This window comes from Stenotrophomonas sp. CC22-02 (genome assembly GCF_004365115.1).
In the GTDB taxonomy this organism is placed as follows: domain Bacteria; phylum Pseudomonadota; class Gammaproteobacteria; order Xanthomonadales; family Xanthomonadaceae; genus Stenotrophomonas; species Stenotrophomonas forensis.
This window is the reverse complement of sequence record NZ_SOCO01000001.1, coordinates 2,648,916-2,663,063: the sequence shown is the minus strand read 5'-3', so window position 1 is coordinate 2,663,063 and position 14,148 is coordinate 2,648,916. Positions and strand designations below refer to the sequence as shown.

Annotated in this window: 9 protein-coding genes; 3 read left to right on the top strand and 6 right to left on the bottom strand. The window is 65.8% G+C overall.

The window, feature by feature from the left end; all coding sequences use genetic code 11:
• Positions 1 to 145 precede the first annotated feature (145 nt).
• The 3 genes from N440_RS12305 (at position 146) to N440_RS12295 (ending at position 2,169) form a co-directional block, all read left to right on the top strand.
• Positions 146 to 1,066, top strand: coding sequence for a DMT family transporter (locus N440_RS12305; protein ID WP_049423794.1), 921 nt, complete (start codon positions 146 to 148; stop codon positions 1,064 to 1,066).
• Positions 1,063 to 1,401 (top strand): MGMT family protein, encoded by a 339-nt coding sequence (locus tag N440_RS12300; RefSeq protein WP_224329410.1) that lies wholly within the window; start codon positions 1,063 to 1,065, stop codon positions 1,399 to 1,401. Before N440_RS12305 ends, N440_RS12300 begins: the two co-directional genes overlap by 4 nt.
• Before the next feature lie 93 nt (positions 1,402 to 1,494).
• Positions 1,495 to 2,169 carry a rhomboid family intramembrane serine protease gene (locus N440_RS12295; RefSeq protein ID WP_008267505.1) on the top strand — a complete coding sequence of 225 codons (675 nt, stop codon included), beginning with the start codon at positions 1,495 to 1,497 and terminating at the stop codon, positions 2,167 to 2,169.
• A 54-nt stretch (positions 2,170 to 2,223) separates the two neighbouring features.
• Here the strand turns inward: N440_RS12295 and N440_RS12290 are convergent, their stop codons facing one another.
• The 6 genes from N440_RS12290 to N440_RS12265 form a co-directional block, all read right to left on the bottom strand.
• The gene (locus N440_RS12290; protein WP_133935236.1) at positions 2,224 to 3,807 is read right to left on the bottom strand and encodes an NAD(P)/FAD-dependent oxidoreductase; all 1,584 of its coding nucleotides are present in this window, start codon (positions 3,805 to 3,807) and stop codon (positions 2,224 to 2,226) included.
• Between the two features lie 76 nt (positions 3,808 to 3,883).
• Positions 3,884 to 4,378 (bottom strand): VOC family protein, encoded by a 495-nt coding sequence (locus tag N440_RS12285; RefSeq protein WP_133935235.1) that lies wholly within the window; start codon positions 4,376 to 4,378, stop codon positions 3,884 to 3,886.
• A 126-nt stretch (positions 4,379 to 4,504) separates the two neighbouring features.
• On the bottom strand, positions 4,505 to 6,514 hold the full coding sequence (locus tag N440_RS12280; protein ID WP_133935234.1) for a M13 family metallopeptidase: 2,010 nt from the start codon (positions 6,512 to 6,514) through the stop codon (positions 4,505 to 4,507).
• Between the two features lie 158 nt (positions 6,515 to 6,672).
• Complete coding sequence (locus tag N440_RS12275; protein WP_133935233.1) at positions 6,673 to 8,775, bottom strand: M13-type metalloendopeptidase; 2,103 nt, start codon at positions 8,773 to 8,775, stop codon at positions 6,673 to 6,675.
• Positions 8,776 to 8,963: 188 nt separating this feature from the next.
• The gene (locus N440_RS12270) at positions 8,964 to 11,822 is read right to left on the bottom strand and encodes a TonB-dependent receptor (protein WP_133935232.1); all 2,859 of its coding nucleotides are present in this window, start codon (positions 11,820 to 11,822) and stop codon (positions 8,964 to 8,966) included.
• 190 nt (positions 11,823 to 12,012) lie between these two features.
• On the bottom strand, positions 12,013 to 14,046 hold the full coding sequence (locus N440_RS12265; RefSeq protein WP_133935231.1) for a prolyl oligopeptidase family serine peptidase: 2,034 nt from the start codon (positions 14,044 to 14,046) through the stop codon (positions 12,013 to 12,015).
• Between the last annotated feature and the right edge of the window lie 102 nt (positions 14,047 to 14,148).

The window sequence follows — 14,148 nt, the reverse complement described above, 5'->3', positions numbered from 1 at the left end:
GAAAGCAGTCGAGCATGGCTCGACACTACAGAAGGCGGCATTCGGGCACGCTCAGCGCTACCGGGGCGGGCACCGGTCGCCCCCATGCGACAATGGCCGCCCCCACGCCTTCCCGGGCCGCCCCGCGCGGCCCGCCGTCGTCCTGATGTCCAATCCCGCTTCCCGTATCGCTACCGCCTCCCCACGCATCGCGCTGGGGGGCATTGGCCTGGCCGCGATCGGCGCCATCGCCGCCTCCGGCAAGGCGATCATCGTCAAGCTCGGGCTGCGCCACGGCGTGGATGCCACCACGCTGCTCGCGCTGCGCATGCTGATGGCGCTGCCCTTGTTCGTGCTGATGGCGCTGTGGGCCGCGCGCCGGGCCGAGCCGTTGTCATGGGCCGACCGCGCCCGGGTGCTGTGGCTGGGTTTCACCGGCTACTACCTGTCCAGCCTGCTCGACTTCCAGGGGCTGCAGTACATCAGCGTGACCCTGGAACGGCTGATCCTGTACTTGAACCCGACCCTGGTGCTGCTGATCAACGTACTGCTGGCGCGCCAGCGACCGGGGCGCTGGCAGATCGGCGCGCTGGTGCTGAGCTATCTGGGCGTGCTGCTGGCGTTCGGCCATGACCTGCAGCGCGAGGGCGGGCAGATCATCGTCGGCAGCCTGCTGGTGCTGGGCAGTGCGCTCAGCTACGCGCTGTACCTGTTCGGCAGCGGCCAGGTGGTCGCGCGCATCGGCGCGGTTCGGCTGACCGCCTATGCCAGCTGTGTCGCCAGCGTGCTGGTGCTGCTGCATTTCGCGGTCACCCATCCGCTGCCGCTGCTGTGGCAGGCGCCTGCGCCGGTGCAGTGGCTGTCGCTGGTCAACGCGACCGTGTGCACCGTGTTGCCGGTGCTGGCGATCATGCTGGCGGTGCAGCGCGTGGGTTCGTCGCTGGCCGCACAGGTCGGTATGCTGGGCCCTGTTTCCACCATCGTGATGAGCCTATGGCTGCTCGACGAACCGATGGGGCCGGCGCAGATCGCCGGCACCGTGCTGGTGCTGATCGGCGTACTGCTGGTGACCCGCCTGCGGCGCTGACGCCGGAGCAGGCGCGTGCGCGCATCCTGGCGGTGATCCGCGCCATCCCGGCGGGGCAGGTGATGGGCTATGGGCAGGTGGCGATGCGCGCCGGCCTGCCCGGGCGGGCCCGGCTGACCGCGCGGATCCTCGGCCAGAACGACGACCCGGACCTGCCCTGGCATCGCGTGCTGCGCTCGGATGGGCGCATCGCCATGGAAGAAGGCTCGGCCGGCTGGCGCGAGCAATCGCAGCGGCTGCGCGCCGAAGGCGTGGTGGTGGAGAACGGCCGGGTGCGGATGCCGGCCACCGATCCGGCCGCGGCGCTGGATGCGGCGGTGTGGGGGCCGGGCTGAGCGCGGCTGGCGACTGAACAGGCCGTGCCTGCAGGTGGCCAACAAGGCAGGGTGCTGCGGCTATGATGGAGGCCGTTCCATGCCGGTGCTCCCATGTTCCCGCGACTGCCAACCGTCACCAAGGCCCTGCTGATCGCCAACGCGATCCTGTTCCTGCTGCAGCAGCCATTCCTGCTCGGCATGCAGACCTTCGAACCGTTCATGCTGCAGCCGTTGCAGCAGGGCTTCGATGCGTTCTCGCCGGGCGGCAACTTCCAGCCGTGGCAGCTGCTGACCTATGGCTTCCTGCATGGCAGCTTCGGCCACCTGTTCTTCAACATGCTGGCAGTCTTCATGTTCGGCGCGCCGCTGGAGCAGACCTGGGGCGAGAAGCGCTTCCTGCTGTACTACCTGGTCTGCGTGGCCGGTGCCGGCGTCTGCCAGCTGCTGGTCGGGACGCTGCTGGAAAACCCGGCGACGGTGCTGGGCGCCTCCGGCGGCGTGTTCGGCCTGCTGCTGGCCTACGGCATGCTGTTCCCCAACCAGCGGGTGATGCTGCTGTTCCCGCCGATCCCGATGAAGGCACGGACCTTCGTGATCCTGTTCGGTGTGGGTGAACTGGTGCTGGGCATGACCGGCTGGCAGCCGGGCGTGGCCCACTTCGCGCACCTGGGCGGCATGCTGTTCGGCTGGCTGCTGATCCGCTACTGGCGCGGGCAGCCGCCGTTCAACAAGCGCCGACCGCCGGGCCCGCCGAATCGACCGAACCACCTGCGCAGCGTGAAGTGAGGCGCTATGCGCCCCACTTCACGCGGGTAGGTGCCGACCGTTGGTCGCACGCCTTCATAGATCCTGCAACACCACCTGCGCGGCATTGTGCCCCGGTGCGCCTGTGACGCCGCCGCCCGGATGGGTGCCCGAACCGCACAGGTACAGCCCGGGCAGGGCGCCGCTATAGCCGGCCTGGCCGACCATCGGCCGTGCCGAGAACAGTTGGTTGGCACTCAGTGCACCGTGGAAGATGTCGCCACCGATCAGGCCGAAGATCCGTTCAAGATCCAGCGGTGACAGCACCTGGCGGCCCAGCACGCTGCCGGCGAACCCAGGCGCATAGCGTTCAACGGTGGCGATCATCATGTCGGCCACGGTGTCCCGATGATCATCCCAGTGACGCCCGTCGGGCAGCACCGGAGCCACGTGCTGGCAGAACAGGCTGGCCACATGCTGGCCAGGCGGTGCCAGCGAATCGTCCAGCGTGCTCGGAATCAGCATCTCCACGATCGGTTCGCGTGACCAGCCTTCGCGGCGCGCATCCAGCCAGGCGCGGTCCATGTAGTCCAGGCTGGGCGCCATGATGATGCCGGCGCTGAGGTGATCGCCGGGGCCGGGCAGGGCGCGGAACTCCGGCAGCCGCGACAGCGCTACGTTCATCCGGAACGTGCCGGAACCGCAGCGCCAGTTCGCCATGCGTTCGCGTGTGGCGGGCGGTACGTGCGCCGGTTCCAGCAGATGTTCGTACAGCAGTTTCGGGTTGACGTTGGCGATCACCGCGCGTGCGCGCAGGGTTTCGCCGTTGGCCAGTTCCACGCCCACCGCGCGGCCCTGCTCGATCAGCACGCGCTGCACGCCGGCCTCCACGCGCAGTTCCGCACCTGCCGCGCGCGCCGAGGCGGCGAGGGCTTGGCTGATCGCGCCCATGCCACCCATTGCGTGGCCCCAAGCGCCCTTTACGCCGTTGCACTGGCCGAACACGTGGTGCAGCAGCACGTAGGCACTGCCCGGGGTATACGGGCTGGCGTAGTTGCCGACGATGCCATCGAAACCGAACAGCGCCTTGATCGGCTCGCTCTCGAACCAGCGGTCCAGGTACTCGGCCGCCGACAGCGTGAACAGGTCCAGCAGTTCCTGCCGCAGCGAGGGATCCAGCGTCGACAGTTCGCGCCCGAGACGACCCATCTGCCACAGTGCGGGCAGGGCACGCCAACCACCTGCAACGCCAATATCCGGCGGTGCGCGCAGGGCCCACGCGCGCAGCACGTCGGCGAAGATCTCCAGACGTGCCTCATATTCGGGCAGGCGCTGCGCATCCCGCTCGGAAAACTTTGCGACTTCGCCCTGGGTGCGGCCCGGTGCCGACAGCAGATAGCGGCCATCCGGCAGCGGCAGGAAGTTGTTGGCCGGGCGCGCGACGATGCGCAGCCCATGCGCATGCAGTTGCAGGTCGTCGATCACCTTCGGCTGCAGCAATGACACCGTGTACGACGCGACCGAGTTGCGGAAGCCCGGATGGAATTCCTCGGTGACCGCCGCGCCGCCGAGAACGCCCCGGCGTTCCAGCACCAGCACCTTCTTGCCGGCGAGCGCCAGATAGGCCGCGCAGACCAGGCCGTTGTGGCCGCCACCGATGAGGATCGCATCCCAGGTCATCAGCACCTCGGAAAAAGGGGACGGAGGGGATTAAGTCGTAATCGGCACCTGAGCACACACTCGTGCAGGAAGCGACTTAATCCCCTCCGTCCCCTTTTTTGATTGCTGCTTCGATGGTGGCGATGTCGATCTTCTTCATCGGCATCATCGCGTTGAAGGCGCGCTTGGCCAGTGCCTTGTCCTGGCTGGTCACCGCTTCGATCAGCATGCGCGGGCTGATCTGCCAGGAGATGCCCCAGCGGTCCTTGCACCAGCCGCATTGGCTCTCCTGGCCGCCGTTGCCGACGATGGCATTCCACAGGCGGTCGGTCTCGGCCTGGTCTTCGGTCTGGATCTGGAAGGAGAAGGCTTCGCTGTGCTTGAACGCGGTGCCGCCGTTGAGGCCGACGCAGGGAATGCCGCAGACGGTGAATTCGACGGTAAGCACATTGCCTTCCTTGCCGTCCGGGAAATCACCCGGGGCGTGATGCACGGCGGTCACCGCGCTGTCGGGCAGGATGCTGGCGTAGAAGGTGGCGGCCTCGAGCGCGCCGTTGTCATACCAGACGCAGATCGTGTTCTTGTGTGCCATGTCAGGGCTCCACGATGGACGAAGCAGCAGCGATAGCATGCCCGGTGTTAATCCCGGATCGTGCTGCACCCGCAAAAAAAAAGGGCGCCCGAAGGCGCCCTCTGCGTTACCGGTTCATCAGCAGGCTCAGCGCCAGACCTTGATCTGCTCGGCCTCGCTGCGCTGCATCGGCTGGCCGGCCTTGCAGCTGAAGGTGGCACCGAAGGCCGGCAGGTTGGCCAGCGTGCCGTTGCTGCGCCACAGGCCCGGCGCGCGGATGTCGGCGGTCAGGCGGCGCACGGCCTCGTTCGGCGACAGCTGCTGTGCCCACAGCGTCGACCAGGCGCGGAAGAAGCCCTGCTGCTGTGCCTGCTTGGCCTTCGGCTCCTGTGCGGTATACGCCGCCCAGGCCAGTTCCAGGCCGGCGATGTCGGCCAGGTTCTCTTCCTGGGTGAGCGTGCCGTTGACCTTGGCCCCCTTCACGCCCGGGAAATCGTAGGCGCTGTACTGCGCGGCCACGCGGTTGCCGAGCAGGGTCCAGGCGGTCTTGTCGGCCGGGGTCCACCAGCTGCGCAGCTCGCCCTTGGCGTCGACCAGCGCACCCTTGGCATCGATCGCACGGGTCAGTTCGTGACCGACCAGGCCACCGAAGCTGCCGAACTTGTCGGCGGCGTCAGCCTTGGCGTTGAACACCGGGCCCTGCAGGATCGCGGCGGTAACGATCAGGCGGTTCTGCGCCAGGTCGTAGGCCAGCGACGGCTGCTGCGGCAGCACGTCCCAGCGACGGTCGGCGTTGCCCTTGCCGATGCGCTTCATTTCCTCGCGATGGCGCCAGGTCGAAGCGATCAGCATGTTGCCGCCGAACGAGCCACGGCCCATCGGCTGCACGCTGTAGTCCAGGTCGCGCAGCGGGGTGCCGATCTCGATCTTCAGCGCGGCCAGCTTGGCCTGCGCTTCGGTCTTGGCTTCGGCGCTCATCCAGCTGCTGTTCTTGACCGCTTCGATCTGCACTTCGCGGACCTTGTCGACGATCCACGCTGCCTGGCGACGGTCTTCGGCCGACAGGTAACGCGCGGCGTACTCGCGGCCGACCATCGGGCCGGCGGCCACGTTGATCGCATCCAGCACGTCTTCCCAGCGCTGCGGCGGCAGGGTTTCGCCACGCAGCACGCGGCCGCGGAATTCGAACTCGGCGTCGCGGTAGGCCTTGGACAGGTACGGCGCCATCGAGTCACCCACGCGCCAGCGCAGGTAGGCCTTCCACTGGTCCGGCTTGAGCTTGGTGACCATGCCGTCGAGCTGCTTGAACAGGCCCGGGTCGGCCAGCGAGACCAGGTCGTCATCCACGCCCTGCGCCTTCAGGAAGGCATCCAGCTGCAGGTTGCGGTAGCGGCTGTTGAGCTCCTTGGTGGAGATCGGCGCGTAGTTGTTGAACGGATTGTTGATGCCGGCCAGCGACTGCGCATTGCGTGCCAGCTCGGTTTCCAGCGCGATCACCGACTGCGATTCGGCATCCAGCTTGGCGGCCGGGGTGCCGGTCAGCGCCAGGATCTGCTTGACGTAGGCGCGGTAGCGACCCATCAGCGCCACGGTGTCGGCGTCGGTGCGGGTATAGAACGCCGGGTCCGGCAGGCCCATGCCGCCCTGCATGAAGTAGCCGATGTGGCGATCCAGCGCCTTCAGGTCCACGTCGGGGCCGAAGTTGAAGGCCACCGGAATGCCAACCTGGTGCAGCGCGGCAATCGACGCCGGCACGTCCTTGGCCTTCTTGATGGCGTTGATGCGGGTCAGCAGCGGGGCGATCGGATTGGAACCGTCGGCTTCCACCGCGGCTTCGTCCAGGCCGCTGGCCCAGAAATCGCCCAGCAGCTTCTGCACGTTGCCCTGCGGCGACTTCATCGCGGCGTCGAGCAGCTCGCGCTGCTGCTGGCGGCTGCGATCGACCAGCTGTCCCAGTGCGGTGGTGGCGCCGGTCTGCGGTACGGGGTTGGCCTTCAGCCAGCCTGCGTTGGTGGCGTCGTAGAAGTCGCTGCACTGGGCACTGACAGCCGGGGCGCGTGCGGCCTTCTTCTTGGCGGCGGCGAACGCATCGTGGGTCGGGACCAGGGTCGCCAGGCTGATGCCCAGGGCGATGGCAAGCGGACGGAAGTTGGGCATGTGGAACGAATCCGTGATGGATTGAGGGCGCGCGCACTATAGCAAGCCGCGCATCGACGCGGCATGCACGCATCACGCTGCGTTCGCAGGGCGCCGCCCAAAACAAAGGCCCGGGAAATCCCGGGCCTTTGCAGGTCTGCCGCAGCGTCAGCCGTGGCTTACCAGATCACCACCTGCTGCTCGCCAGCGCGGGCCATCGGCGAACCGGCCTTGCACTGGAACGCAGCGGCGAAGGTCGGCAGGTTCGACGGCGCACCCATGGCGCGGAACTGCGCCGGGGCATGCGGGTCGGTGGCCAGGCGGACCTTGGCGTTTTCCGGGGTGTACTTGGTGCGCCACACGGTGGCCCAGTTGAAGAAGAAGCGCTGGTCGCGGGTGAAGCCGTCGACCTTCGCATCTTCCTTGCCGGCGGTGGCCTTCTGCAGGGCGTCGTAGGCGGTGGCCAGGCCACCCAGGTCGGCGATGTTCTCGCCCAGGGTCAGGTGGCCGTTCACGGCCTGGCCGTCGACCTTGTACTGGTCGAACTGCTTGACCAGCTTGCCGGTCAGGCCTTCGAAGTTCTTCTTGTCGGCCGGGGTCCACCAGTCTTCCATGTTGCCGGTCGGCCCGAAGCGCGCGCCCTGGTCGTCGTAACCATGGGTCATTTCATGGCCGATCACCGCACCGATGCCGCCGTAGTTCAGCGCGTCGTCGGCCTTCGGATCGAAGAACGGCGGCTGCAGGATGGCGGCCGGGAACACGATCTCGTTCTGCAGCGGGTTGTAATAGGCGTTCACCGTCTGCGGGGTCATGCCCCACTCGGTCTTGTCCACCGGCTTGCCGATCTTGGACAGGTTGAACTTGTAGTTGAACTCGCTGGCCGCGCGCACGTTGCCCAGGTAGCTGTCGCGCTGGGTCTGCAGGCCCGCCCAGTCACGCCACTTGTCCGGGTAGCCGATCTTCGGGGTGAAGGTTTCCCACTTGGCGATGGCCTTGGCCTTGGTTTCCTCGCTCATCCAGCTCAGGCCCTGGATGCGTTCCTTCAGCGACGCAGCCAGGTTCTTCACCAGCTCTTCCATCTTCGCCTTGGCTTCCGGCGAGAAGGCGACCTTCACGTACAGCTGGCCGAAGGCTTCGCCGGCATCGTTCTCGATGGTGCCCAGCACGCGCTTCCAGCGCGGCTTCTGTTCCTTCTGGCCGTTGAGGGTCTTGCCGTAGAACTCGTAGTTCTCCTGCACGAAGGCGTCGGCCAGGTACGGCGAGGCGCTGTCCACGGTGTGGAAGCGCAGGTAGGCGCGCCACACCGACGGATCGGTGTCGCCCAGCGCCTTGCTCACTTCTTCATGGAAGGCCGGCATGGCCAGCGAGAACTTCTCCGGCGCGGCCACGCCCTGCGACTTGAAGAACTCGGTCCAGCTGAAGTTCGGGGTCAGCTTGTCGGCGTCGGCCAGGGTGACCGGGTTGTAGAACAGTTCGACGTTGCGCGACAGCTCGACGCGCGACTTGGAGGCCTTGGCCAGGCGGGTTTCGAACTTGACCACGTCCTCGGCCTGCTTGGCAGCATCGGCCGCGGCGACGCCGGACAGTTCCAGCACCTTGGCGACGTGCGCCTGGTAGGCCTTCAGCTTGTCGGCGTTCTTGGCATCGGTGTAATAAGTGGTGTCCGGCAGGCCCAGGCCGCCCTGGCTGGCGTAGGCCATGTTCACGGCCGAGTTCTTGAAATCGGCTTCGGCGCCGAAGCCGAACAGCACGTTGTCGCCCTTGGCCGCGCTGGTGCGCAGGTAGTTGGCGATGGCGGCCTTGTCCTGCAGGCCGTCGATCGCGGTCAGGTCGGCCTTCAGCGGCTCGATGCCCTGCGCGTTGATCTTGGCTTCGTCCATGCCGGTGGCCCACAGGTCGCCGACAATCTTCTCGATGTGGTTCGGGTTCTTCACCTGCGCGACCTGCTCGGCCAGCTGGTGCTGCACTGCCACCGAACGCTCGTCGAGGATGGTGAAGGCGCCCCAGCTGGTGCGGTCGCCCGGGATTTCATTGGCGGCCAGCCACTTGCTGTTGACGTAGTCGCCGAAGGCGCCACAGGCGTCCTTGCTGGTATCCAGGTCGCTGGGCTGGAAGGCGTTGTAGGCCGGCAGCTTGCTTTCGTCCAGGGTGTAGTGGGTGGCTTCGGCGGCAGCCGGCGTGGAGGCGGTGGCGTCCTTGGCCGGGGCTTCAGTCTTGCCGCAGCCGACCAGCGCGGCCGAAACGGCCAGGGTCAGCAGCACGATCTTGGGAGTACGGGTCACTTGAATGGCCTCCAGGCCGAGTGAGTCAGGGAAGGGCCGCGGGGACGGCCGTGGGCCGAACGATACGCCGCCGGCCTGCCCCGCAAGGGTGTCGAAGGTCATGGCCGGGCGCAAGGGGCCGGGTTCGTGGCCCGGAAAAGACAGACCCGGCAAAAGCCGGGTCTGTCGGTACTGCGGTCAGGCTGGGATCAGAAGCGGTACTTCAGGCGCACGAACGGGGTGCGGCCGAAGTAGTCGTACTGCGTTGCGAACGGAGCAACGTTGCCGTAGCGGCTGGTGGTCGCACCGGTGGAAACCTGCGGCGGAGTGGCGTTGAAGACGTTTGCCACGCCGGCCAGCACTTCCCAGTCGGCCTGCTTGTAGCTCACCGAAACCGTGTGATAGATGCGGGATTCGGCGACCAGGTCGCGGTAGGAGTTCGGGCGACCCTGGTAGGTGAACACCGGATTGAGGTTCTTGTTCTCCGTCTTGCCCACGTACTGGGTCAGCCAGTTGTAGGTCCAATCGCCACGCTCCAGGCTCAGGCCCAGGTTGGAGACAATCTTCGGACGGCCGATCAGGCCCAGCTGGTCCGACGAGGACAGGCCGCTGGCCTCGGCACTGTCGAACAGGTTGGCAACGTCTTCGACGGTGTAGGTGACCTGGTTGTCCAGCGAGAACTTGCCGAAGCTGAATTCATGCTCCCAGTTCAGGGTCATGTCCCAGCCGCGGGTGCGCTGCTCGTTGATGTTCAGGTACTGGGCATACACCTCGGTGATCGAGTTGGCGTCAGTCCCGGTGGTGGGATTGCGCTTCATGAGATCGCAGTAGCGGTTCGGGAAGGTCGTGGAACCGTAGCAGCCCGAAACGATGTCATCCGCGCCCAGCGAGGTGATCTGGCCCTTGACCTTGTAGTCGAAGTAGTCGATCGCAATGCTCAGATCGGTGAACGAGGGAGTGAACACCAGGCCAACGCTCTTGGCGGTGGAGGTTTCCGGCTTCAGGTTGCCGGCGCCGCCACTGGTGAAGATCGTTGCGCTTGAACCCGCTCCGACGTAGTCATCCGGAATGCCGGCGGCGCCACAGTTCGCGCGGATGTTGGTGTTGTTGCTCTCGCCCCAGCGGATGCACGGGTCGATGGCGCTCTGCGGCTGGAAGCCGGTCTGGTTGCCCAGGAACAGCTCGTACAGGCCCGGTGCGCGGTACGAGGTACCGATGGTGCCGCGCAGGCGCAGCGACGGGATGATCTGCCAGTTCAGGCCGGTCTTCCAGACGCTTTCGGTGCTGCCGGTGGAGTCATAGCGGAAAACACGACCGGAGGCATTGAGGCTCAGCGACTCGATGCCGGTAATGCCCTTCAGCAGCGGAATGTCGAGCTCGAGGAAGGCTTCCTTGACCTTGTCATCACCCTTGGTGACATCGGCCGTGCTCGAACCCCACAGGTCCTTGTAGCCCTCGCCCGGCTGGTCGTTGATCTTGTAGTAGCGATATTCCAGGCCGAACGCTGCGCCCACCGGACCGGCCGGCAGCTCGAACAGGTTGCCGGAGAAGATGGCGTTGACGGTGGCCTGGTCGTAGGTGGTCTTGCCACGTGCAGTGATGCCCAGGATGCCGACCAGTTCGTCGACCTTGGCGCCACTCAGGTAGCCCGGGTCGAAGTAGTTGGCGGCCGGCGTGGTGCCGGTACCCGGACGACCGAGATCACCGGTGATCGAGTTGCGGATGCCGAGGGTCGAGTACTTGCCGCTGGAGCGGCTGTAGTTCGCGTTGACTTCCCAGCCCCACGACTCGGTGCCCTTGAACAGGCCATCCAGCTTGTTGGCAATGTAGAAGTAATCGACCTCAACGCTCGACGCCGACTTGAACGGCATCACCGGCTGGGCCTTGGTGGTCGTGCCCGGGATGTAGACCGTCGGGAAGAACTGGCGCCACTGGAAGTTGTCCGTGGTGCGGTTGTTGTACAGGAACTGCGTCTTCCAGTTGAACGAGTCGAAGCCGAAGTCGGCGGCGACGTAGACGGACTTGCGTTCCTGCTTGTTGATGATGTTGCCTTCACCCCAGCGCGCGAAGTTCTGCGGCTCTTCGTAGTACGCAATCGGGTTGTTGGCGTAGGTCTTGTTCGCACGCGGGCGGTAGCCCGGGAACGGACCGACGGTGGTGCCCTCCGGGCTCGGCACGTAGCGGACGGCGCCGACATCGATCACGTTCATCAGCATGTTCTGGCAGCCGGCGAGGTCGGTGCCCTGCAGGATCGAATGATCCTGGCGATCGATGTTGTTGCCGTTGCCATCGGTGATCAGGTCACGGCTGCACTTGAAGAAGTCGCGATCGCCGCGGGTCAGCTCGTTCTGCTTGTACCACTCGACGGCGGCGACGATGCTGCCCTTGTCGAAGTTCCAGCCATTGGCGAGCGAGGCAGAGAACACTTCGCCACCGCCTTCGGTGGGAACGCGGCCGGTGAAGGTCATTTCCGGACGATCGAAGTGCTTCTTGGTGATCAGGTTGACCACGCCAGCCACTGCATCGGAGCCGTAGATGGACGAAGAGCCGTCCTTGACGATTTCCGCGCGCTGCAGGATTGCTGCCGGCAGGACGTTGAGGTCGAACGCGCCGACCGCGCCACGGGTACCCGCGGGACCCGGTCGCTGGCCGTCCAGCAGGATCAGGGTGCGGTTGGCACCCAGGCCGCGCAGCGAGAAGGTCTGGACGCCGGTGCCGCCGTCGACGACGTAGCCGCCGAACTGGTTGGTGATCTGGGTTTCTGCGGCGCCGATGGCGGACTTCTGCAGGAACTCGCTGACCGTCGCCTGGCCCTGGGCGGCGTTGCGCTCGGTGTCGATGGTGAACACCGGCGAGGTGGTCTCGTAGTCGGCGCGACGGATCAGCGAGCCCGTGACCGTGACCTTGTCAAGATCGGTTGCCTTCTTGCTGTCACGCGAGGGGCTTGACGCCGCCGCTTCCGTTTTGCCTGCGTCCTGGGCCAGAACCGGAGCTGCCTGGAGGCAGGCGAGCACTGCCAGGGCGAGCGGCAGGCGGCTTGGCGTAATGAGGCGGTTGACGATGGTCATGCTGTTGGATCCCCACTTGTTATGCTTCGGTTAATGGAGTGTATGTGCCGCGTAAAATAAATGCAACGTGAATGATGTCGTGGCGTAACTTGTTGTTGCTAATGGTGAATTCAGGAATCGGGCATGAAAAAACCCCGCCGCCCTGGGGCAGCGGGGTTGTCGGATACCAGACGCTGGAGGTCAGCTCCGGTCAGAGGCCGCCCGGGCCACAGTCCTTGGCAAGGAAGTCGGCCATCAGCGGCAGCGTTGCCCGATAGTGGCTGGGGTACCACGGCATGCTGTGCGGCATGTCCGGAATGAGCTCGAACTTTGCCGGCACCTTGTCCTTGACGGCGTTGTAGAAGTTCCTGGCGTGGAAGGACGGCGTGCGTACGTCGCGGTCGCCGACGAAGGTCAGCAGGGGAATGTTGGCCTTGGCAGTGTTCTGCATCGGGTCCATGCCCTTGACGGTCTGTCCCTGCAGGATCCGTTGCAGCCTGTTCTCGCTCCAGGAGACACCCAGCCGCGCGAGGTCGGTGACCGGCGCGCCTGCGATCGCGCATTGGAACGGAGAGGGCGCACGCACGGTGGCGGCGGCCGCTGCAAAGCCGCCGTACGAATAGCCGAAGATGGCCAGGCGATCCTTGGCGGCGATGCCCTGCTGCACAAGCCAGGCCGCGGCATCGTCGTTGTCATCCTGCATCGACAGTCCCCACTGCTTGTCACCGGCGCGCCAATGCTCGCGGCCGAAGCCGGTCGATCCACGGTACTGCGGCCGGATCACCGCATAGCCCCTCGAGGTGAAGAAAGGCACCCAGCCCGAGACGTCCCAACCGGTATAGTCGCGCGCCCACGGGCCGCCGTGCGGATGCACCAGCGCCGGAAGCGGTGCGTCGCCCTGTTTCCAACCGGCCGGAAGATCGACGATCGCCGGAATCGTGCGGCCGTCGCGCGCGGTGTAGGTAATCCAGCGCTGTTCACCGATCTGCTTGCCGTCGATCCAGGGGCGCTCGCTGCCCAGGGCCGTGACCTGCTTGCGGTCGCTCAACAGGCGGTAGGTCGTGGGCTGGTTGGCCGCGCTGGTGGTGAACAGCACGCGTGACAGATCATCGTTGTAGCCGGAGATGGCGACGTAGGCGTCTGGATAAGCCTGCTTCAGGCCGTCGTACAGGCTCTTCATCAGCGGGTCCACATACACCGCTTCGCGGCGCGGACCGTCGACGTAGAAGCCGAGTACCTGATTGAAGTTGCTCGGCTTGGTACCCAGGATCAGGCCACCGATCGGGTATTGCGGATGGGCCGCCAACGGTTCGTTGTCGAACGCGCGCTTGGCCGGGTCGTACAGGCGGGCCTGCACCTGTTCGGAGAACTTGTCGGTGAGCACATACAACTTGCCCGTCTGGTCGTCGATGCCAACCACATCCATGGTGTAGCGGTCGCTCAGGCGGGTGGTCAGCGCATCGTGCTTCTCGAACTGGCCGCTGCTCTTGTTCTTCACCAGGATCTGTTGCTCGTACTCGTTTGAACCGGCGGGCTCGATCTGGGTACGGGTCAGCAGTTCACCGTCGCGGGGGTGGAACAGGCCCGGCGAGGAGCGGGCATCGCCGCGGAACAGCAGGGAGGTTTCACCCGTGCGCAGATTGAACAGGTAATAGTTCGACGACAGCGTGGACTGGTTGATCTGCGAAATGATCACCCTGTCCGGGTCCAGCGGCAGCGAGTGCACGAGCGAGGCCGTGCCTGCGATCTCCAGGCAGCGCTGGGTCTGCTCACTGATGCCAAGCTTGCGCGAGCTGTCGGCAAAGGCTTCGTCGAACTTGGCCTGGTGCGTGTCGGTCAGGTAGGCCTTGGTCAGGAAGGTCTTGGTCGAACCCACGGCGTTGCCTTCGCCGCAACCGGCCAGCTGGGCCGTCAATTCCTGGCGGCCGATGACCAGGCTGCGCCCGGCCTTGAGGGCACTGGCGGCGATGAATTTCATCCGGTCGCCCGAGGGCGTGATCGCAACCGGGCTGCTGCCAGGGGATTCCAGGTTCCAGTTGGCCAGCGCGGTGTCGCCATTGTTGCTGCCGGGCGCGGCGATGATGGCGACCAGCTGCTTGCCGTCCGGACTCATCGAGACGGATTGGATCGAGGGGATCTTGGCAAAGTCCTCGACCGGCAGCGGGACAGGCGATGCCATGGCCTGGCTGGCGGCGAGCGCCAGCGCGGCCACTAGGGCGGTGCGGGTTGCAGCGGGGTGGTTCATCTTCGGGACGTCCTTGGCGTTGATCCATCAAGATGACCTGAAGATGAACGAGTGTCCTGATTCCGTCAACTCCGCGTGAATGGCCGGGGTGTACCGTCCGGC